Genomic DNA, 19,743 nt, shown 5'->3' with positions numbered 1-19,743 from the left:
GCGGCGCTCGTCCGCTGAGTGCACAGGCACTCACTGTCAGAGCGTCGGCGAGGGAGCAGTGAGGCGAGGCATGTTCGACACCGTCCTGGTCGCGAACCGCGGCGAGATCGCCGTCCGGGTCATCCGCACCCTGCGGGAGATGGGCATCCGGTCGGTCGCCGTCTACAGCGACGCCGATGCCGGGGCGCTGCACACCCGCGTGGCCGACGTCGCCGTGCACATCGGGCCGGCTCCTGCGGCGCAGAGCTACCTGTCGGTCGAGCGGGTGCTGCAGGCCGCGGCCGCCACCGGCGCCCAGGCGATCCACCCCGGTTACGGCTTCCTGTCGGAGAACGTGGAGTTCGCCCGCGCGTGCGAGAAGGCGGGGATCGTCTTCATCGGCCCGCCGGTAGCCGCGATCGAGGCCATGGGCGACAAGATCCGCGCCAAGCAGACGGTCATGGCCGCCGGGGTCCCGGTCGTGCCGGGCCGCACGGAGCCCGGGATGACCGACGCCGAGGTCGCCGACGCCGCCGTCGCCGTCGGCTTCCCGGTGCTGCTCAAGCCGAGCGCGGGCGGTGGCGGCAAGGGCATGCGGGTCGTCCGCTCCGCCGACGAGCTGTCCGACGCGATCGCCGGGGCGCGCCGCGAGGCGAGGAGCTCCTTCGGCGACGACACCCTGCTCGTGGAGCGCTACGTCGGCAACTCGCGGCACATCGAGGTGCAGGTGCTGGGGGACGCCCACGGGAACGTCATCCACCTCGGCGAGCGCGAGTGCTCGCTCCAGCGCCGGCACCAGAAGGTGATCGAGGAGGCGCCGTCGCCGCTGCTGGACACCGGCATGCGCGCCACCATGGGCCGGGCGGCGGTCGAGGCGGCGAAGGCCGTCGGGTACACCGGCGCCGGCACGGTCGAGTTCATCGTCGACGCCGACCGGCCGCGCGATTTCTTCTTCCTCGAGATGAACACCCGGCTGCAGGTCGAGCACCCCGTCACCGAGTGCGTCACCGGCCTGGACCTCGTCGAGCTGCAGGTGCGGGTGGCGGCGGGCGAGCGGTTGCCCGTGGACCAGGACGACGTCTCCCTCGACGGGCACGCGATCGAGGGGCGGCTCTACGCCGAGGACCCGGCGCGCGGCTTCCTCCCGCAGGCCGGCACGGTGCTGGGGCTGGTGGAGCCCGACGGCGCCGGCATCCGGGTGGACAGCTCGCTGGCCGTGGGCACGGTCGTCGGCACCGACTACGACCCGATGCTGGCCAAGGTCGTCGCCTGGGGCCCGGACCGGGAGACCGCCCGGGCCCGGCTCGTCGGCGCGCTCGGCCGCACCGCCGTCCTCGGGGTGACGACCAACGCCGCCTTCCTGCGGGCGCTGCTCACCGATGACGACGTCGTCGCCGGGACGCTCGACACCGGGCTGATCGAGCGGCGGGGTGACGCGCTGACCACCCCCGACCCGGTGCCGTTCATCGCCTACGCGGCGGCAGCCCTGGCGCTGCTCGTCGAGAGCGAGCCGACCGGCCCCGTCGTCGACCGGTGGGACGTACCCGACGGCTGGCGGCTGGGCGAGCCCGCGTGGACCGTGCGCCGTCTGCAGGCCGCCGGCGGTGAGCCGGTCGAGGTGCGGCTGCGCGGCCGTTCGTCGGCCGCCGAGATCCAGGTGGCGGGGGGTGTGGTGCCGGCCCGGGCGATCCGGGACGGGGATCGGCTGACCGTGACCGTGGGCGACCAGACCGCCGGCTACGCCGTCGTGCACTCCGGCGGGACGGTGTGGCTGGCCGCCGACGGGCACGTGACGGCACTGCGGGAGCACGAGCGGCTGTCGTCGTCGGCCGGGTCGGCCGGGGGCGACGGCGTCGTCACCTCGCCCATGCCGGGCACGGTGACGGTGGTGCGGGCCGCGGTCGGCGACGAGGTGGAGGCGGGCACCCCGCTGCTCGTCGTCGAGGCGATGAAGATGGAGCACGTGCTCACCGCCCCCATCGCGGGGACGGTGGCCGAGCTCGGAGTGACGGCGGGCCAGACGGTCGCGCTGGACGAGCGGCTGGCGCTGGTGACCCCGGCGGCCGGGCCCGAGCAGCAGGAGAACTGATGTTGGACTACCGGCTCAGCGACGAGACCGAAGCCCTGCGGACGACCGTGCGGGAGTTCGCCCGCGAGGTCATCGCCCCGCAGATCGGGGAGTTCTACGAGCGGGACGAGTTCCCGACCGACATCGTGCGGCAGATGGGGGAGCTCGGGCTGTTCGGCCTGCCGTTCCCCGAGGAGTACGGCGGCGCGGGCGGCACCTACTTCGACCTCTGCGTGGCGCTGGAGGAGCTGGCCCGCGTGGACAGCTCCATGGCGATCACCGTGGAGGCGGGCGTCTCGCTCGGCGCCATGCCGATCTACCGGTTCGGCACCGAGGAGCAGAAGCGCGAGTGGCTGCCCCGGCTCTGCACCGGGGAGGCGCTGGGTGCGTTCGGCCTCACCGAGCCCGGCGGCGGCTCGGACGCCGGGGCCACCCGCACGACGGCTCGCCTGGAGGACGGGCACTGGGTGATCAACGGCTCGAAGGCCTTCATCACCAACTCCGGCACCGACCTGACGTCGCTGGTGACGGTGACCGCGGTGACCGGCACGAAGCCCGACGGCAAGAAGGAGATCTCGGCGATCATCGTGCCCTCGGGCACGCCGGGGTTCACCGTCGGGCAGCGGTACTCGAAGGTCGGCTGGAACGCCTCCGACACCCGGGAGCTCTCCTTCGACGACTGCCGGGTGCCCGAGGAGAACCTCGTCGGGCAGCGCGGCCGCGGCTACGCCCAGTTCCTCTCCATCCTCGACGAGGGCCGGATCGCGATCTCCGCGCTCTCGGTCGGGCTGGCCCAGGGGTGCGTGGACGAGTCGGTGAAGTACGCGGGGGAGCGGGAGGCGTTCGGGCAGCCGATCGGCCGCAACCAGGCGGTCCAGTTCATGATCGCCGACATGGAGGTGCGGGCCTCCACCGCGCGGCTGGCCTACTACCGGGCGGCGGAGAAGATGCTGCGCGGCGAGCCGTTCAAGCGCGAGGCCTCGATCGCGAAGCTGTACAGCTCCGAGGTGGCGATGGACAACGCCCGCTACGCGACCCAGGTGCACGGCGGGTACGGCTTCATGAACGAGTTCCCGGTCGGCCGGTTCTACCGCGACGCGAAGATCCTGGAGATCGGCGAGGGCACCAGCGAGGTGCAGCGGATGCTCATCGCCCGAGACCTCGGCGTCGGCTGATCCGACGCCGGACGCGCGGGTGTGCGCTTCCCGGGGTGATCGAGGTGCCCGTAGCCCCGACGAGCGCACACCCGCGGGAGTCGACCCGCCGGACTCAGCGGCGGGCGAGCTCGGCGGCCAGCGGGTCGAGCCCGAGCTGGCCGAGCGCCAGCACGTCGCGGTGCCACTGCGCCAGGTCGAAGGCGTCCCCGGCTCGCCGCCGGGCCTCCTCCCGGCAGGTGAGGAACACCCGCTCGCCCACCTTGTAGACCGGCGCCTGCCCGGGCCACCCGAGGTAGCGGTGCAGCTCGTCGACCCGCATCGCGTCCTCCATGCTGACGTGCCGGCGGAGGAACGCCAGCGCGACGTCGTAGTCCCACCGCGAGCCGGCGGCCGCCCCGGCGGGGATCGGCAGGTCGAGGTGCAGCCCGATGTCCAGCACGACCCGCGCCGCCCGCAGCTCCTGGGCGTCGAGCATCCCGAGCCGGTCGCCCGGGTCCTCGAGGAACCCGAGCTCGCCCATCAGCCGCTCGGCGTAGAGGGCCCACCCCTCGGCGTTCCCCGAGCAGGAGCAGAGCAGTCGCTGCCAGCGGTTGAGCCGCTGGGCGTCGTGGACCGTCTGCCCGATCTGCAGGTGGTGGCCGGGCACGCCCTCGTGGTAGACCGTCGTGGCCTCCCGCCAGGTCGTCATGTCCTCGACGCCCTCGGGCAGGGACCACCACATCCGGCCCGGCCGGCTGAAGTCCTCGCTGGGCGCGGTGTAGTACACGCCCTCGCCGGCGGTGGGGGTGAGCCGGCCCTCGATGCGGCGCACCGGCTCGGGGATGTCGAAGTGGACCCCGTCCAGCGCGGCCACCGCGCGGTCGGCGGTCTCCTGCAGCCAGGCCTGGAGCGCCTCCCGACCGCGGAGGATCCGCGCCGGGTCGGCGTCGAGCACCGCCATCGCGCCGGCCACCCCCTGCCCGGGGGCGATCTCCTCGGCGAGGCGCTCCTTCTCGGCGACGATGCGGGCCAGCTCCGCCCAGCCCCAGTCGTAGGTCTCGTCGAGGTCCAGCCGCGCGCCGGTGTGGTAGCGGGACTCGACCAGGTACCGGTCACGGCCCACGCCGTCGGCGTCCGGCGCCAGCGGCAGCAGCACCCGCTCGAGGTGCCCGGCGAACCCGAGCAGGGCGCCCGACGCCCGCTCGGCGCCGTCGGCCAGGTCGCGGCCCAGCGCGCTGCGGGGGTCGGCCGGGGCCTCGCGCGCCAGCCGGGTGAAGAAGCCGGGCCGCTCCGGCGTCCCGGCCCACTGCCGCGCCCGCTCCGCCGCCAGCCGGACCTGGCGAGCGGCCGAGACCCGGCCCCGGTCGGCGGCGTCGTCCAGCCCCCGCGCGTACCCCAGCAGGGCCTTGGGCATCGCGGCGAGCCGCACCGCGACCGCGGACCAGTCCTCGTCGGTCGCGGTGGGCATCAGGTCGAAGACCTCGCGGAAGCCCTGCAGCGGGCTGTCCACCGTGTTCAGGTCGGCCTGCGCGTAGCCGGCGTCGTAGCGGTCCAGTTCGGCGCCGAGCCGCTCCAGCATGGCGCTGCGGGCGATCTCGTCGCGCCGGTCGACCGGTTCCAGCGCGTCGGCCTGCGCGCGCGTGCGCCGCAGCAGCTCGGCGTGGGCGGCGTGCCCGTCGGTGCTCAGGTCCGGCCACCGGTCGTCGTGGCCGGGCACCCCGATGTAGGTGGCGACCACCGGCTGCGCCGCGGCGTAGCTCTCGACGAAGCCGTCGGCGAGCTGGTCCAGCGGGGACGGCGGGCGCGCGGGGGAGTCGGTCACCGGGGTCACGCTATCCGGGCGCCCGCCCGCCGCCCGCCACCCGCTCACGCCGTGACGTCGATCAGCACCTTGCCGACGGCGCCGTCCTGCACCGCCTGGTGGGCGCCTGCGGTCTCGGCCAGCGGGAAGAGGTGCAGCGGCAGCCCGGCGTCGTCCCCGACCCGGATGGCGCCGTCGGCGACGGCGGTGGAGACGTCCTCGATGCCGAGCACCTTGGCCCGCTCGGGTTCGGTGTAGACGAGCACGAACTGCCAGCGGGCGTTCGGTCCCATCTGCGCGCGCACCGGCACGGTCACCTCCGCGCCTCCGTCGTCGGCGTACATGGCGACCGCGCCGTGCATCCCGATCACCTGGGCGTCGACCGGCGCGTTCACCGCGGCCGACACCTCCACGATCGCGTCGACGCCCTTCGGCGCGATCTTCCGCACCTCGGCGACGACGTCCTGGTCCTTGTAGTTCACGACGTGGTCGGCGCCGGCGGCCGCGGCCAGCTGCGCCTTGCGGGGGCTGCTGACCGTGGCGATCACGGTGGCGTCGGACCAGCGGGCCAGCTGGATCGCCGCGTTGCCGACGGCGCCCGCGCCGCCCTGCACCAGCACGGCGTGCCCGGTGAGCGAGCCGGGGCCCAGCCGGTCGGGCAGCGACTCGGCGACGGTCAGGCAGCGGTGGGCGGTGAGGAAGGGGATGCCCAGGGCCGCACCCAGCTCGAAGGACGGGTCCGCGCCGAGCAGGACGACGTGCCGGGCCGGGACGACGGTGAACTCGGCGGCGGTGCCCCACGGCCGCTGCCACGCCGCCTCCCAGATCCACACCCGCTGGCCGAGCATGGCCGGGTCCACGCCCTGGCCGACGGCGTCGACGGTGCCCGAGCCGTCCTGGTTCGGCACCTGGCCGTCCGGGCCGGGCTGCGCCGCGCTGCGGGACTTCCAGTCGGTGGGGTTGACGCCGGAGAACGCGACGCGGACGCGCACCTCGCCCGGGCCGGGGTCGGGCACCGGCCGGTCGATCAACTGGAGGACGTCGGGGCCACCGGGTTCGCTGTAGGAGATCGCTCGCACGCCGCGGCTCCTACCCGACGAGGGGCGGCTCACTCGGCACGGCGCCGGGAGGTGGTGCGCGGGCTCAGCCGGGCGGCGCGTCGTCGTCGGTGGGCCACTCGGGGATCGGCAGGCCCGAGACGGCCAGCAGCCGCTCGACGGTCTGCTCGACCACCTCGTCTGTCGGGGGCACGCCGCCGGGGGAGGCCATCAGCCGACGCACCTCGGCCGGCTCGACCTCGGTGCCGACGGCGTCGCGCACCCACCGGGCGAAGCCCTCGGCCTCGGCGTCGACGTCCACGGGGGCGGAGGCATCCGGCTCGTCGAAGTACACGCGCGGCTCGTAGCCGAGGAAGAAGCGGCCACCGGTCGCGTCGGCCGCCCGGTAGTCGACGGTCGCGATGTCGCTGTCGTGCACGTCGACCATCAGGAACGGCACCGCGGTCGGCCGTCCCGTGCGCCAGCGCCCCTCGCTGTACACCAGCGTGCCGAAGTAGCCCATGGCCCGAGGCTAGCCGTCGGCGCCGGGTCCGCCGGGGGCGGCGACAGGTGCATCGACCACGTGACGGGGTAGGTGGTGGGCCGGAGCAGGTCCCACGACGGAGGAGCAACCGACGATGAGCACCAAGGTCGAGCAGTCGATCCAGGTCGACGTCCCAGTACGCACGGCGTACGACCAGTGGACGCAGTTCGAGGACTTCCCGCACTTCATGAGTGGCGTCAAGGAGGTCCAGCAGCGCGGTGACCGGCGGCTGCACTGGGTGGCCGAGATCGCCGGGGTGCGGCGGGAGTGGGATGCGGCGATCCTCGAGCAGGTCCCCGACCAGAAGATCGCCTGGGCGGCGACGGACGGCGCGACCAACGCCGGCGCCGTCCGGTTCGAACCCGCCGGTCCCGGCTCCACGATCGTCCACCTGAGCCTGGAGTACGAGCCGGAGGGGCTGGTGGAGCAGGCCGGCGACAAGCTCGGCATCGTGGGCCACCAGGTGAAGTCGGACCTGCAGCGGTTCAAGTCCCTCATCGAGGACGAGGGCTACGCGAGCGGTGCGTGGCGCGGGTCGATCGAGCACGGCGTCCGCGCCGGCACCCCCGGCGTCGAGGACGCGGCCCTGTCGCGCGGCGACAGCGGCAAGGCCGGGCTCTCGGCGAAGGGCGTCGCCGCCGGCGCCGCCGCGGTGGCCGGGGTCGCCGCTGCCGGTGCGGCCGTGGCCGGTTCGAGGACCTCGACGAGCGATTCGGAGACCGAGCAGTCGCGCCAGGTGCCTGCCTCGCCGCCGGTGACCGTCGTCGAGGAGGTGCCGGCGGCCGACGCGCGGCTCGAGGGATCCGAGGTCGGGGACACCACCCAGGGCGCCACGGCCGCCGGACGCCGGGACGACGACCCGACCACCGGTGGTACCAGCCGCTGACCCCAGGCGGTGCGGGGAGGGGTGAGGCCACCGGCTACCGGCTGCCGGTGGCCCGCTCCTTCACCCGGTCGATTGCCGCGAGCAGCACGACGGTCAGCACCAGGACGGCGAGCGAGGCGATCCACCACCACGGCGCCGGCAGGCGGAGGGTGAAGGCGAGGAACAGCTCGCCGTCGAAGAGCAGGCGGCTGACGAACGGCGCGAGGCCGTTGTAGATGCCGGCGAGCAGCACCAGGGCGCTCAGGACGTCGTAGCGCTCGGTGCCCGTCTCCTCCCGAGGCTTCTCCGGCTGCGCGGCCGCCGGCGGGGGCTCCTCGCCCCGGTGCAGCAGGGCCAGCAGACCCACCCCGAGGACGATGATCCCCACGCAGGCCAGCCACCACCACGGCGACGGCAGGGCGAGCGCGACGGCGAAGCGCTGGTCGGCCTCGAACAGCGGCCGCACGATCAGCGGCACCACGCCCTGGTAGAGCGTCAGGAACCCGACGAGCCAGGACAGGACGGGGCGCCAGCGGGCGCGGGGGCGGTCGGTGCTGCTCACGCCGGACAGCCAACCGCCGCAGGGACCGCCGGCACATCGGCCATAGGTCGATCGGGCCACCGACCGAAGACCAGTCGAGGTGCTCGGTGCTGCGGGCGCCGGCGCCCCCCCGGGTCCGCCGGTCCTCAGCCGCGGCCGGTGCGCAGCTGCCTGGCGACGTCCGGTCGGCCGTTGGCCGCGGCGAGCGCCGCTGCCTGATCCCAGTCGTACTCGACGGCGTGGAACTCGGCCGACCACTGCCCGCCCGAGTCGTCGGCGATGGCGTACCGGGCGTGCGGGGTCCCGGACTCCATGACATGCGGGTAGGGGTGGTCGTCGGCGTAGGCGGGCCAGCCGACGCTGCCCGGGTTCACGACGACGGCACCGGTCGGCAGCCGCACCACTCGCTGCAGGTGGGTGTGACCGCACAGCAGCAGCGGGGTCGCGGCGGAGCCGCCGAGCCGGTCGAGGACCTCGGCCTCCGTGGCCGGGCGCGCCCCTTCCGCGGTCACGGTGTCCAGCAGGTAGACCAGGTCGTCGGTGGGGGAGCCGTGGAAGGCCAGGACACCCGGCGCCGGAGCGAGGGTGAGCGGCAGACCGGCCATCCACCGCCGGTGGTCGTCGGTGATGGTGTCGTGCGCCAGCCGGTCGGAGGCGCCCATGCGGGCACGGGGGAACGTCAGCAGCTGGCGCTCGTGGTTCCCGCGGACGGTGGGCAGGCCGAGCTCCACCAGCCGGTCGGCGGTCTCGCGTGGCTGCACGGCGCCCGACAGCAGGTCGCCGAGGTTCACCACGACGTCCACCGATCGCTGTGCGAGGTCGGCGAGCACCGCCTCCAGCGCAAGGAGGTTGCCGTGGATATCGGAGACCGCGGCGAGGCGCACGCGCGAGACCCTAGCGATCTTGTTCAGCGGAGATCGTTTCCCGGCATCCTCGCTGGTTAGGGAGGTGGACGGTTGCCTGGTGCACCCATCGCCCACGGCCGGCCCCCAGCAGCCGGGGCCGGCCTCCCCGACCGGGAGGAAGAACGCTGACCATCGACTGGGAACAGCTGCCCACCTACAACACGATCATGTCCGTGGCGGCGGGAGCAGGGCTGCTGCTGGTGGTGCTGCTCGGCCGCCAGCTGCTCAAGGACCCGCGCGAGGCCCCCACCGAGGGGTACGCGCTCGCCTTCGCGGTGCTGGGGCTGATCCTCACGCTCACCGGCGCCCACATGACGCTGACCTGGCCGCTGGCGCCCGACTTCCCCTTCGACAACATCATCTTCGGGGAGCCGGCCCTCGCGTTCGGGGTCCTCATGCTGGTCGCTGCGGTGCACCTGTGGCGCCGGGGGACGGCGCTCCGCGAGGCGCCGGACGCGCTCGTGGCCTTCAGCCGGGCCTACCTGCCCGTGTCGGTCTTCGTGGTCGGCATGGGCCTGGCCTCCTTCGGCATCGCCGCCGCCGGGGTCCGCTACACGCTGTTCGCCGCGCCGCCGGAGGAGCCCATCTCCGGTCAGTTCGCCGACCACCCGATGGTCGAGGCGGTCTTCATCTCCGGGCTCTACGTCCTCGTGGGGGTGGGTGCGGTGCTCTTCCCGCTCGCGCTCCGCGCCCGCCGCGTCGGGGCGGTGGCGACCGTCGTCAGCGTCGCGTGGGGTCTTGCTGGCCTGGCCTTCCTGCTCTTCGGCGCGCTCAACTACTTCACCCACATCGGGCTGATCGTCAACACGATGTAGCCCCGGAGCAGGCGGGTGGCGGGGAACCCCGCCACCCGCCGCTCAGCTCGGGCTGATCGACAGGGTGAGCCGGGCGCGGCCTTCCTCGGAGCGGGCGGTGGCGATCCGCTCGGCCGAGGGCGTGCCGTACTCGGTGGTGCGCTGGCGGGCGGGCCGGCCGATCGTGGCGGCCATCGCCTCCAGCTCGGCGATGGTCTTCAGCGAGCCGTTCTCGCTGCCGGCCATCCGGCTGATCGTCTCCTCCATCAGCGTGCCGCCGAGGTCGTTCGCCCCGCCCTGCAGCACCGCCTGCGTGCCGGTGTCGCCGAGCTTCACCCACGAGGTCTGGATGTTGCCGACCCGGCCGTGCAGCAGCAGCCGCGCGACCGCGTGCACCGCCCGGTTCTCCCGCACCGTCGGCCCCGGGCGGGCGACGCCGGCCAGGTAGATGGGCGAGTTGTGGTGCACGAAGGGCAGGAGCACGAACTCGGTGAACCCGCCGGTGCGGTCCTGGAGCGCGGACAGCGTGCGCAGGTGCCCGACCCAGTGCGCCGGGGTGTCGACGTGGCCGTACATCATCGTCGACGTCGTGGGGATGCCGACCTCGTGGGCCGTCCCGATGATCTCCAGCCAGCTCGCCGTCGGCAGCTTGCCCTTGGTCAGCACCCAGCGGACGTCGTCGTCGAGGATCTCCGCCGCCGTGCCGGGGATCGAGTCCAGCCCGGCCTCCTTCAGCCCGGTGAGGAACTCGCGGAACGACAGCCCGGTGCGGGCCGCCCCGTTGACGATCTCCATGGGGCTGAACGCGTGCAGGTGGATACCCGGCTGCCGCCGCTTCACCTCGCGGGCCAGGTCGAAGTAGGCGGTGCCCGGCAGGTCCGGGTGGATGCCGCCCTGCATGCAGATCTCGGTCGCGCCGGCGGCCCACGCCTCGTCCACCCGGTCGCCGACCTGCTCCATCGACAGCGTGTAGGCGTCGGCGTCGGTGCGCCGCTGGGCGAAGGCGCAGAAGCGGCAGCCGGTGTAGCAGACGTTGGTGAAGTTGATGTTCCGGTTCACGACGTAGGTGACGTCGTCGCCGTTGACGTCGGCGCGGACGGCGTCGGCGAGCGCGCAGAGGTTCTCGAGGTCGCTGCCGTCGGCGCCCAGCAGCGCCAGGTACTCGGCGTCGGTGAGTCCAGCCGGGTCCTGCTCGGCGTGCAGCAGCGCGGCGAGCACCTCCCGGTCGCCCGCGGCCAGCGCGGTGGAGCGGCCGTCCCGGGCGGCCGTCGTGCGGTCGCGCAGCTCCGACCAGTCGCCGTAGACGGCGTCGAAGTCGCTGCGCCGGTCCGTCGTCCGCCCGACGGTGTCCACCTCGACGTGCAGGTCCACCCGGCCGGAGGAGGTCCACGACTCGTCGGGCTCCTGCCACGGCAGGCCCGCCGGCAGGCGCCCCTCGACGGCCAGCCCGTCCGGCCCGGCCAGCGCGGCGACGTGCGGGCGCACCCGCGGGTCCAGCCACGGCTCGGGCTGCAGCACGTAGCCCGGCTGGGCGGCCAGCCGCTCGCGCAGCTCGAACCCCGCCTCGGCGGTGAGCGCCGCCAGCTTGTCGATGTTCGGCCACGGCCGCTCCGGGTTCACGTGGTCCGGGGTCAGCGGGGAGACGCCGCCCCAGTCGTCGACGCCGGCGCGCAGCAGCAGCCCGAGCTCGGTGGAGTCGCTGAGGTTCGGCGGTGCCTGCACACGGGCCTTCGGGCCGAGCAGCAGCCGGGTGACGGCGACCGCGGCGACGTACTCCTGCAGCTCCAGGTCGTCGTGCGCGGCCATCGCGGTGCGCGGCTTGGCGCGGAAGTTCTGGACGATCACCTCCTGCACGTGCCCGTGCCGCGCCGCCGCGGCCCGGATCGCGCCGATGGCGTCCACCCGCTCGGTGTAGTCCTCGCCGATGCCCAGCAGCACGCCGGTGGTGAAGGGGACGGCGGAGCGCCCGGCGTCCTCCAGCACCCGCAGCCGGACGGCGGGCTCCTTGTCGGGGCTGCCGTAGTGCGGGCCGCCCTTCTCGGACCAGAGCCGGGTCGCCGTCGTCTCCAGCATCATGCCCATCGACGCCGACACGGGCTTGAGTCGCTGGATCTCCTCCCACGACAGCACGCCGGGGTTGAGGTGGGGGAGCAGCCCAGTCTCCTCGAGCACCCGGATCGCCATGGCGCGCAGGTAGCCCAGCGTCGAGTCGAAGCCGTGCGCCTCCAGCCACTCGCGCGCGACCGGCCAGCGGTCCTCCGGGCGGTCGCCGAGGGTGAACAGCGCCTCCTTGCAGCCCAGTGCGGCGCCGGCGCGGGCGATGTCGAGCACCTCGTCGGGGGAGAGGTAGGGGGCCTTGCCCTCGGCGCGCAGCTGCCCCGGCGTGGTGACGAACGTGCAGTAGTGGCAGCGGTCGCGGCACAGGTGGGTGAGCGGGATGAACACCTTGCGGCTGTACGTGACGACGCCGGGCCGCCCGGCGCTGGTCAGCCCCGCGTCGCGCACCCGGCCGGCGGCGGTGAGCAGCCGGTCCAGCGGCTCGCCCTCGCCCAGGCCGCGGGCGTGCAGGAGGGTCTCCGCCTCGGTCGCGTCCAGGGTCACGCCCCGCTCGGCGCGAACCAGGGCGCGGCGGACGGCGGACTCGGTGGGTGCAGGCACAGCGCTCATAGCGCGTCCGACGCTAGCCCCGCCGGCCACGAGGTGTCGGGCCGCCCCGGCCGGGGGGCCTTCCGCGCGAGCTAGTGCCCTGCCCACAGGCGTGGGCAAGGCACTGGCTTGCGCGGGTGATCCGGTGGTCCCGTCGTGGGACTGCTCAGACGTCGCGGCGCTGGAAGGACATCGCGGTCAGCCCGAGGATCACCGCGGTCCACACCGCGGCCCACGCCAGGTAGACCGGCGTGAGGGGCGCATCGGCCAGGAACGGGAAACCGCCCTCGGGGCCCAGCTGGACGAGCGCCGACGGGTCCTGGAAGGCGTTCATGGCGCCGCGCCACAGGCCGTCGGTGGGCAGCAGCACCCGCGAGACGCTGCCGACCCGCTCCACACCCTCGTTGCCCAGCGCGCCGCCGATGCCGCCGACGACGCCCGCGACCCAGGTGGCGCCGAAGAGCCCGACGGCGATGATGCCGGAGGCCATCGGCGAGACGACGCTGGAGAGCAGCAGCGCCAGCGTCAGCAGCACGATCGTCTCGGCCGCCAGCAGCGCGAGCCCTGCCGCGGGTGACGGCGGCCAGTAGCCGACCACCCCGCGCACGATGAGCAGCTGCGCCAGGCCGGCCAGCACCACGTACCCGCAGCCGAAGGTGAGCAGGCCGAGCCACTTCCCGAGCAGGATCGACGAGCGGCGGACCGGCCGGGCGAGCATCGCCAGCGCCTGGCCCGACTCGACCTCGCCGGCGAGCGTGGGCCCGGCGAGGAACGCGGTGCCGATCGCCGCGATCAGGCTGAAGCCGAACATGATCAGGTTGATCAGCATGGAGGCGACCAGTCGGGCCTCGCCGCTGGTGAGCGTGCCGAGCTCGGTGTCCAGGCCGATGAGCCTGGAGAAGCCCCAGCCGCTGAGCGCGAGCAGCGCCACGGTCAGGATCAGCAGCGCCCAGACGACCTTGCGCCGGAACGCCTCGCGCAGGGTGAGGCCGGCGATCGTCAGCACGGTCACGGGGCCGGCTCCTGGTGCATGGGTTCGTCGTGCCGGAGGACGGCGAGCAGCCGCTCCTCGAGGCTGATCCGCACCGGTTCGACCGCGTGCACCCGGACCCCGAGCCCGACGAGGTCGCGCACCAGGTCGGGCACGGTGACGCCGTCGTCCTCGGACGCCAGGGCGACGGTGAACCAGTCACCGCTGCGGGTCAGCGAGCCGGCCGCCCGGAGCCGCTGCTCGACCCGCTCGTCGACGTCGGCCAGCCGCAGCCGGACCTCGCGCTGGCCGAGCAGCTCGGCGAGCGTGCCCGACGCCGCCACCTGGCCCTTGTCGAGGATCACCACCCGGTCGCACACCCGCTCCACCTCGCCGATCAGGTGCGAGTTGAGCAGGACGGCGACGCCGCGGGACTTCAGCGCCAGCACGAGGTCGCGGACGTCCACCCGGCCCAGCGGGTCCAGCGCGCTGGTGGGCTCGTCGAGGACGACCAGCTGCGGCCGGGCGACCAGGGCGACCGCCAGCCCCAGCCGCTGCTGCATGCCCTTGGAGAAGCTCCCCACGCGGTCGCCGCTCCGCTCGGCCAGCCCGACCGCCGCCAGGCACGCGCGGCGCTCCTCGGCGGGGACGTCGAGGCGGGCCAGCTTCACGTGCAGGTCGAGCACCTCCGCCGCGGTCAGCCACGGCTGGTAGCGGAACAGCTCGGGGAGGTACCCGACGGCGCTGCGGCTGCGCGGGTCCGACGCGGGCCGGCCGAGCAGCAGCACCTCACCGGCGTCCGGTCGCACGAGGCCGAGCAGCATCTTGATGACGCTGGTCTTCCCGGCGCCGTTGGGGCCGAGCAGGCCGACGACCTCGCCGCGGCCGACGGTGAAGGAGACGTCGTCGACGGCGGTCCGGCGTCCGTACCGCTTGCGCAGCCCGGAGCACCAGACCGCCGGCGACGGCGGCAGGCCGTCGAGCCCGCCCGCCGCGGGAGCGTTCGAGGTCACCCCGCGGACGGTAGCGGCGTCAGCGGAGGTCACGGGCGACGTCGAGGAGCTCGTCGGCGCTGAGCGTTCCGGCGACGCCGGTCATCACGCCGTCCTCCACCCAGACCACGCCGGCGAAGAGCCCGTTGCGGGAGGTGAGCACCGTCGCCTCCGCCCCGTCGACGTCGGCCGTCGAGCTGGTCACCATCTCCGCGGGAACCGGCAGCGGCAGCGTCGCGGCGTCGGTGGAGAGGTCGCGCAGCTGGTCGGCCAGGCCGTCGGGGAGGCCGGGCAGCGACAGCAGGTAGTCGCGGACCGTCTCGAACGGCACCCCCGAGGAGAGCACCGTCGGCGCGTTCGCCCGGGCGACGACGAGGCTGGGCACGCCGGTCGGCTGCGACCACACCGCCGCGACCCCGGGGCCGGCCTCCAGCCGCAGCTGGGCGCCGTCGAGCCCGGGCGGCGGGGGAGGCAGGACCTCGCCCTCGGCGGCCGCGGCCTGCGCGGCCTTGGCGGCGGAGAAGGTGAACGTCGCGCGGGCCACGTCGGCCGCCAGGTAGGCAGGCTCGCCGGTCACGCCCGCGGGCAGCTCGGCGACCTCCGGGACGGTGAGGCCGGTGCGCTCCCGCGCCGCCTCGGCGTCGGTCACCGGCTCCGGCGCGGGCTCCTCGGCGAACTCGAGGTCGCCGTAGGCGGAGAGGTCCGGGATCTGCACCAGGTCGGTGGCGCTCACCTCGACCGGGTCGACGCGCTCGGTCTGGAAGATCGGCAGCCAGTCGTTCGCGGCCGCGACCCCGGCGCCGGTCAGCAGGACCACCGCGCCGAGCGCCGCCACGGCGGGACGGCGGACGGCCGTGCCCCAGCGGTTGCGGCCGGCGGTGCGCGCCGGGCGGAAGGCGGTCACCGTCGACGGGGCCGAGGCGGCCGAGAACCGGGCCCACGCGGCGTCGGTGTCGACGGCGCCGGAGGCGGGGTCGGACCCGCCGAGCGCCGCACCGACCAGCTGCGCGTCCGCGCGGGCGTCGTCGAGGGCGCGCAGGCAGACCGGGCAGCCGGCGACGTGCGCGCGGTCGGCGTCGGAGACCCCGGCCGGCTCGTCGATCAGCCGGCGGAGGACGCCCTCATTCGGATGACGCATGGCGGTTCAGCTCCTTGCGAAGTGCGGCTTCGGCGCGGCGGACGGTGGTGCCGACGCTGCCGGGGGACAGATCGAGTGCGGTGGCGACCTCGGCGTAGCTCAGGCCGCTGTGGCGCAGCACGAGCGCGGTCGCCTGCGTGCGGGGGAGCCGGGCGAGGGCCGCCCGGACGCGGCTGCGGTCCTCGAGGGTGAGGACCGCGTCGGCCACGTCGGGGGTGGTGGGGTCGGCGGCCGAGGCCACCGTCTCCTCCCGGGCGGCGCGGCGGCGACCCGAGCGGATCAGGTTCAGCGCGGTGTGCGCGGCGGCGACCGACAGCCAGCCGGCGGCCTCGGCCGCGGGCACGGACGAGCGGCCGAAGGACAGGAACACCTCCTGCGCCACGTCCTCCGCCTGGTCGCGGGAACCGAGCACCCTCGCGGCGACCCCGACGACCCGCTGGTAGTCGCGGCGGAAGACCTCCTCGAGGTCGGGCCGCACCGCACCGCGGGTCGCTGCTGCCGGCACGCTGCCCGCCCCTCCGACCCGGCCGAGCGCGCCGGGAAAAGTCAGGACGGCTGCCGGTGCCGGCCGTCCGTGCCGTACGAGGTCCATGTACGGATAGCACCGCCGGGCCCGCGGATGTGACAACCGGCCCCGGAGACATCCGACCAGTCGCTCAACCGCGCCCGGCGGCGGCCCCCGTCTCGTCGACGAACCGCCCGCGCAGTCGCAGCAGCGGGCGGGCGTCAGGGTTGAGCACCGGCACGTCGTCCACGGTCAGCAGCGCCAGCACGTGGTCGCCGGCCTCGACCAGCCGTTCCAGGCGGCAGTCCAGGGCGGCCGGCGCCTCGCTCAGGATGATGGCGCCGCTGCCGGCGGCCCGGGTCCAGGGCACGGTCTCCAGCAGGTGCCGCGCGCTGGGCCGCCCCGCCGTGGCGAACCGGGAGGCCACGATGGCGTGCGGCGCGGCCAGCACGGTCAGCGCGCAGCGGCCGACCGCCTCCAGCACCTCGGCGGGGTAGCCGCCCGCGGTCAGGCCGACGGCGACCAGCGGGGGGGCGGCCGAGACGCTCATGACCGAGCTGACCGTCGTCCCGACGTCGTCGATGTCGTCCTGCACGGTCAGCAGGCACACCCCGGCGGCGTACTGGGCCAGGGCGGCGGTGAACTCGCGGGCGTCGACCGGCATGGCGGCCAGTCGACCACATGACCAGGATGAGCCGGTGAGCGATGCAGCGGAGCGGACCTACGACGTCGTCGTCCTGGGGGCCGGGTCCACCGGGGAGAACGTCGCCGACATCGTCGTCCGGGGCGGCCTGTCGGCCGTCCTGGTGGAACCGGAGCTGGTGGGCGGCGAGTGCTCGTACTGGGCGTGCATGCCGAGCAAGGCGCTGCTGCGCGGCACCGAGGTGCTGGCCGAGGCGCGCGCCGTCGACGGCGCCCGCCAGGCGGTCACCGGTGACCAGGACGTGGCGGCCACCCTCGCCCGCCGCGACTCCTTCACCTCGCACTGGGACGACTCGGGCCAGGTCGAGTGGGTGCAGGGCGCCGGCATCGACCTGCTGCGGGGCGCCGGCCGGCTCGACGGCGAGCGGACTGTCGTCGTCACCGCCGAGGACGGGACCGCGATCCGACTGACGGCCCGCCACGCGGTCGCCGTGTGCACCGGGTCGGCGGCGGCGACCCCGCCGATCGAGGGGCTGGCCGACGTCGACCCGTGGGGCCCGCGCGAGGCCACCAGCGCCAAGGAGGCGCCGGGCCGGCTGCTCGTGCTCGGTGGCGGCTACGTCGGCTGCGAGATGGCCACGGCCTGGCAGGCGCTGGGCTCGCAGGTCACCGTCCTGCAGCGCGGCGACCGCCTGCTGCCGCGGCTGGAGCCGCAGGCCGGGGACGCCGTCGCCGGCGCGCTGCGGGAAGCCGGCGTGGACGTGCGGCTGGGCACGGAGGTCACCGCCGCCCGCCGCGACGGCACCGAGGTCGTGCTGACGACGGCGGACGGCGAGGTCCGCGGGGACGAGGTGCTGGTCGCGATCGGCCGGGCCGCGCGCACCACCGACCTCGGGGTGGAGACCGTCGGGCTGGAGCCGGGGGAGTACCTGCCCGTCGACGCCACGCTGCAGGTCGAGGGGGTGCCCTGGCTCTACGGCATCGGCGACGTCAACGGCCGGCAGCTGCTCACCCACATGGGCAAGTACCAGGCCCGCCAGGCAGGGGCGGCGATCGTCGCACGGGCCCGCGGCGAGCAGGTGGACACCGCACCGTGGTCGCCGTTCGTGGCCACCGCCGACGACGTCGCGACGCCGTCGGTGGTGTTCACCTCGCCGCAGGTCGCCAGCGTCGGGCGCACCGCGGCCGAGGCGCGGGACGCCGGCCTGCCGCACCGCGTCGTCGAGTACCCGATCGGCAGCGTCGCGGGCGCCTCGGTGTTCGCCGACGGCTACACCGGGACGGCGATAGCGGTCGTCGACACCGAGCGTGAGGTGCTGCTGGGCGTGACCTTCGTCGGCCCGGCGGTCGCCGAGCTGCTGCACGCGGCGACGATCGCCGTCGTCGGCGAGGTGCCGATCGCCCGGCTCTGGCACGCCGTTCCGGCCTACCCGACGATCAGCGAGATCTGGCTGCGGCTGCTGGAGACCTACCGCGGCTGAGCGGCCCGTCACCCCAGCCCCGTGGCCACCGCCCCGTGCGCGTACGGCTGGGCTCGCGACCGCGGTGCAGGGGCGGGAGGTCGCGGCGGCCGCACCCCCGCGACGGCGGCGCCGGCGCCCGTGCTGGAGTTGCGTCGTGCAGTTCGACCGTTCGTCGCGTTCCCCGTGGCACCGCTACATCGCTCTCGGCGACTCGTTCACCGAGGGGTTGAGCGATCCCGACCCCGAGCGCCCGGGAGAGTTCCGCGGCTGGGCCGACCGGCTGGCCGAGCACCTCGTGGCCGCGGCGCCGCACGCCGACGTCGAGTACGCGAACCTGGCGATCCGTGGCCGGCTGCTGCACCAGGTCGTCGACGAGCAGGTGTCGGTGGCGCTCGAGGCCGAGCCGGACCTGGTCAGCCTGGTCGCCGGCGGGAACGACCTGATGCGCCCCGGCGCCGACCCGGACCAGCTCGCCGCCACGCTGGAGGCGGCCGTCGTCGGCCTCCGCGCCGCGGGCGCCGACGTGCTGCTGGCCACCGCGGTCGACACCCGCAACACCCCGATCCTGCGGCGGGTCCGCGGCAAGATCGCCGTCTTCAACGCCAACATCTGGTCGATCGCCGCCCGCCAGGGCGCCGTCGTCCTGGACCAGTGGGGGGCGCAGTGGCTCCAGGACTTCCGGCTCTGGGACACCGACCGCATCCACCTGACCGACGAGGGGCACCGCCGGATGGCGCTGGCCGCCGCTGCGGCGCTGGGCCTTCCCGGGGCCGACGGCGAGGACTGGCGCACCCCGCTCCCGCCGCAGCCGCCGCGCGAGCTGCGGGCGGCCCTGGCCGAGGAGGCGGCCTGGGTGCGCGGCTTCGTGGCCCCCTGGATCGGCCGGCGGCTGCGCGGCCGGTCCTCCGGTGACGGCCGGGCGCCCAAGCGTCCGGTGCCCCTGGCGCTCCCGCGTCCCTGACGCCCCGTACCGGCACGGACGACGAAACACCTTGATAGGCAAGTGAGTACTTGCCTGATACTGAGCCGTGGACACGGACCCGGAGCTGTTCAAGGCGCTCGGTGACGCGACCCGACGCACGATCCTCGACGAGCTGCACGACCGGGACGGTCAGACGCTGTTCGAGATCTGCGGCCGGCTGGCCATGAAGCACGGGCTGGCCTCCTCGCGCCAGGCCATCTCCCAGCACCTCGCGGTGCTGGAGCAGGCCGGTCTGGTGCGCACCCGGCGGCAGGGCCGGTACAAGTTCCACCACCTCGACACGGGCCCGCTGCGCTCGATCGTCGAGCGGTGGCCGATCCAGCGAGAGGAACCGACACCGTGATGCGCATCCACCTCACCAGCGTGTGGGTCGACGACCAGGAGAAGGCGCTCGCCTTCTACACCGAGAAGCTGGGGTTCGTGAAGAAGACCGACGTGCCCGCCGGCGAGGCGCGCTGGCTCACCGTGGTCTCGCCAGCCGACCCGGACGGCGTCGAGCTGCTGCTGGAGCCCGACGGCCACCCCGCGGCACGCCCGCTCAAGGAGGCGCTGGTCGCCGACGGCATCCCGTTCACCCAGTTCGCCGTCGACGACGTGCACGCCGAGGTCGAGCGGCTGAAGGGCCTGGGTGTGGAGTTCACCCAGGACGCCACCGACCTCGGGCCGGTGGTCACCGCCGTCCTCGACGACACCTGCGGCAACCTGATCCAGCTCGCCGCCATGAAGCAGTGAGGA

19 protein-coding genes are annotated in these 19,743 nt (G+C 74.7%); 8 read left to right on the top strand and 11 right to left on the bottom strand.

Features of this window, described 5'->3' with window-relative positions:
* The first annotated feature begins 70 nt into the window (after positions 1 to 70).
* Both ACI8AP_RS02410 and ACI8AP_RS02405 read left to right on the top strand, forming a co-directional pair.
* A complete protein-coding gene (locus ACI8AP_RS02410; RefSeq protein WP_456587727.1) occupies positions 71 to 2,068 on the top strand; it encodes an ATP-binding protein in 1,998 nt (665 codons plus the stop codon).
* Complete coding sequence (locus ACI8AP_RS02405) at positions 2,068 to 3,222, top strand: acyl-CoA dehydrogenase family protein (RefSeq protein ID WP_456587726.1); 1,155 nt, start codon at positions 2,068 to 2,070, stop codon at positions 3,220 to 3,222. Before ACI8AP_RS02410 ends, ACI8AP_RS02405 begins: the two co-directional genes overlap by 1 nt.
* 94 nt (positions 3,223 to 3,316) lie before the next feature.
* Here ACI8AP_RS02405 and ACI8AP_RS02400 read toward each other — a convergent pair whose 3' ends face one another.
* The 3 genes from ACI8AP_RS02400 to ACI8AP_RS02390 all read right to left on the bottom strand — a co-directional run bounded on the left by ACI8AP_RS02400 (position 3,317) and on the right by ACI8AP_RS02390 (position 6,544).
* Positions 3,317 to 5,005, bottom strand: a complete 1,689-nt coding sequence (locus tag ACI8AP_RS02400) for a DUF885 domain-containing protein (protein ID WP_456587725.1) — start codon at positions 5,003 to 5,005, stop codon at positions 3,317 to 3,319.
* Positions 5,006 to 5,049: 44 nt separating this feature from the next.
* Entirely contained in the window at positions 5,050 to 6,063 is a 1,014-nt protein-coding gene (locus ACI8AP_RS02395) for an NADPH:quinone reductase (RefSeq protein ID WP_456587724.1), read from the bottom strand.
* Between the two features lie 64 nt (positions 6,064 to 6,127).
* On the bottom strand, positions 6,128 to 6,544 hold the full coding sequence (locus ACI8AP_RS02390) for a hypothetical protein (RefSeq protein ID WP_456587723.1): 417 nt from the start codon (positions 6,542 to 6,544) through the stop codon (positions 6,128 to 6,130).
* A gap of 115 nt (positions 6,545 to 6,659) precedes the next feature.
* Here ACI8AP_RS02390 and ACI8AP_RS02385 point away from each other — a divergent pair, with 115 nt between their 5' ends.
* Positions 6,660 to 7,451, top strand: coding sequence for an SRPBCC family protein (locus ACI8AP_RS02385; protein WP_456587722.1), 792 nt, complete (start codon positions 6,660 to 6,662; stop codon positions 7,449 to 7,451).
* 34 nt (positions 7,452 to 7,485) lie between these two features.
* Here the strand turns inward: ACI8AP_RS02385 and ACI8AP_RS02380 are convergent, their stop codons facing one another.
* Positions 7,486 to 7,992 carry a hypothetical protein gene (locus tag ACI8AP_RS02380; protein WP_456587721.1) on the bottom strand — a complete coding sequence of 169 codons (507 nt, stop codon included), beginning with the start codon at positions 7,990 to 7,992 and terminating at the stop codon, positions 7,486 to 7,488.
* A gap of 125 nt (positions 7,993 to 8,117) precedes the next feature.
* Positions 8,118 to 8,855, bottom strand: coding sequence for a metallophosphoesterase family protein (locus ACI8AP_RS02375; RefSeq protein ID WP_456587720.1), 738 nt, complete (start codon positions 8,853 to 8,855; stop codon positions 8,118 to 8,120).
* A gap of 188 nt (positions 8,856 to 9,043) precedes the next feature.
* On the opposite strand from ACI8AP_RS02375, the gene ACI8AP_RS02370 reads away from it, so the two are divergent.
* A complete protein-coding gene (locus ACI8AP_RS02370) occupies positions 9,044 to 9,691 on the top strand; it encodes a DUF981 family protein (protein ID WP_456587719.1) in 648 nt (215 codons plus the stop codon).
* 42 nt (positions 9,692 to 9,733) lie between these two features.
* On the opposite strand, the gene ACI8AP_RS02365 is transcribed toward ACI8AP_RS02370, so the two are convergent.
* The 6 genes from ACI8AP_RS02365 to ACI8AP_RS02340 form a co-directional block, all read right to left on the bottom strand.
* The gene (locus ACI8AP_RS02365) at positions 9,734 to 12,337 is read right to left on the bottom strand and encodes a bifunctional FO biosynthesis protein CofGH (RefSeq protein ID WP_456587718.1); all 2,604 of its coding nucleotides are present in this window, start codon (positions 12,335 to 12,337) and stop codon (positions 9,734 to 9,736) included.
* Positions 12,338 to 12,482: 145 nt separating this feature from the next.
* Positions 12,483 to 13,328 carry an ABC transporter permease gene (locus ACI8AP_RS02360; protein WP_456587717.1) on the bottom strand — a complete coding sequence of 282 codons (846 nt, stop codon included), beginning with the start codon at positions 13,326 to 13,328 and terminating at the stop codon, positions 12,483 to 12,485.
* Positions 13,325 to 14,299 (bottom strand): ABC transporter ATP-binding protein, encoded by a 975-nt coding sequence (locus tag ACI8AP_RS02355; protein WP_456587716.1) that lies wholly within the window; start codon positions 14,297 to 14,299, stop codon positions 13,325 to 13,327. Before ACI8AP_RS02355 ends, ACI8AP_RS02360 begins: the two co-directional genes overlap by 4 nt.
* Positions 14,300 to 14,318: 19 nt before the next feature.
* Positions 14,319 to 15,416, bottom strand: a complete 1,098-nt coding sequence (locus ACI8AP_RS02350) for a hypothetical protein (RefSeq protein ID WP_456587715.1) — start codon at positions 15,414 to 15,416, stop codon at positions 14,319 to 14,321.
* Entirely contained in the window at positions 15,400 to 16,008 is a 609-nt protein-coding gene (locus ACI8AP_RS02345) for a sigma-70 family RNA polymerase sigma factor (RefSeq protein ID WP_456587714.1), read from the bottom strand. Before ACI8AP_RS02345 ends, ACI8AP_RS02350 begins: the two co-directional genes overlap by 17 nt.
* Positions 16,009 to 16,072: 64 nt before the next feature.
* Positions 16,073 to 16,585, bottom strand: coding sequence for a flavin reductase family protein (locus tag ACI8AP_RS02340; RefSeq protein WP_456587713.1), 513 nt, complete (start codon positions 16,583 to 16,585; stop codon positions 16,073 to 16,075).
* Between the two features lie 34 nt (positions 16,586 to 16,619).
* On the opposite strand from ACI8AP_RS02340, the gene ACI8AP_RS02335 reads away from it, so the two are divergent.
* The 4 genes from ACI8AP_RS02335 (at position 16,620) to ACI8AP_RS02320 (ending at position 19,740) form a co-directional block, all read left to right on the top strand.
* Positions 16,620 to 18,044 carry a dihydrolipoyl dehydrogenase family protein gene (locus ACI8AP_RS02335; RefSeq protein WP_456587712.1) on the top strand — a complete coding sequence of 475 codons (1,425 nt, stop codon included), beginning with the start codon at positions 16,620 to 16,622 and terminating at the stop codon, positions 18,042 to 18,044.
* A 136-nt stretch (positions 18,045 to 18,180) separates the two neighbouring features.
* Positions 18,181 to 18,987 carry an SGNH/GDSL hydrolase family protein gene (locus ACI8AP_RS02330; protein ID WP_456587711.1) on the top strand — a complete coding sequence of 269 codons (807 nt, stop codon included), beginning with the start codon at positions 18,181 to 18,183 and terminating at the stop codon, positions 18,985 to 18,987.
* 67 nt (positions 18,988 to 19,054) lie between these two features.
* On the top strand, positions 19,055 to 19,351 hold the full coding sequence (locus ACI8AP_RS02325; protein ID WP_456587710.1) for an ArsR/SmtB family transcription factor: 297 nt from the start codon (positions 19,055 to 19,057) through the stop codon (positions 19,349 to 19,351).
* Complete coding sequence (locus ACI8AP_RS02320; RefSeq protein ID WP_456587709.1) at positions 19,351 to 19,740, top strand: VOC family protein; 390 nt, start codon at positions 19,351 to 19,353, stop codon at positions 19,738 to 19,740. The genes ACI8AP_RS02325 and ACI8AP_RS02320 overlap by 1 nt, the downstream gene beginning before the upstream one ends.
* The last annotated feature ends 3 nt before the right edge of the window (positions 19,741 to 19,743 follow it).

The sequence above is a fragment of the Blastococcus sp. SYSU DS1021 genome (assembly GCF_054050995.1).
Note: the sequence above shows the minus strand (reverse complement) of the source record. Positions and strands in the feature narration are given on the sequence as shown.

Excerpts from the sequence above, each read along its gene's own strand:
- ACI8AP_RS02365 (WP_456587718.1), bottom strand. The coding sequence starts at position 12,337 with ATGAGCGCTGTGCCTGCACCCACCGAGTCCGCCGTCCGCCGCGCCCTG.
- ACI8AP_RS02320 (WP_456587709.1), top strand. The coding sequence starts at position 19,351 with ATGCGCATCCACCTCACCAGCGTGTGGGTCGACGACCAGGAGAAGGCG.
- ACI8AP_RS02350 (WP_456587715.1), bottom strand. The coding sequence starts at position 15,416 with ATGCGTCATCCGAATGAGGGCGTCCTCCGCCGGCTGATCGACGAGCCG.
- ACI8AP_RS02385 (WP_456587722.1), top strand. The coding sequence starts at position 6,660 with ATGAGCACCAAGGTCGAGCAGTCGATCCAGGTCGACGTCCCAGTACGC.
- ACI8AP_RS02370 (WP_456587719.1), top strand. The coding sequence starts at position 9,044 with ATGTCCGTGGCGGCGGGAGCAGGGCTGCTGCTGGTGGTGCTGCTCGGC.
- ACI8AP_RS02390 (WP_456587723.1), bottom strand. The coding sequence starts at position 6,544 with ATGGGCTACTTCGGCACGCTGGTGTACAGCGAGGGGCGCTGGCGCACG.
- ACI8AP_RS02340 (WP_456587713.1), bottom strand. The coding sequence starts at position 16,585 with ATGCCGGTCGACGCCCGCGAGTTCACCGCCGCCCTGGCCCAGTACGCC.
- ACI8AP_RS02405 (WP_456587726.1), top strand. The coding sequence starts at position 2,068 with ATGTTGGACTACCGGCTCAGCGACGAGACCGAAGCCCTGCGGACGACC.
- ACI8AP_RS02410 (WP_456587727.1), top strand. The coding sequence starts at position 71 with ATGTTCGACACCGTCCTGGTCGCGAACCGCGGCGAGATCGCCGTCCGG.
- ACI8AP_RS02345 (WP_456587714.1), bottom strand. The coding sequence starts at position 16,008 with ATGGACCTCGTACGGCACGGACGGCCGGCACCGGCAGCCGTCCTGACT.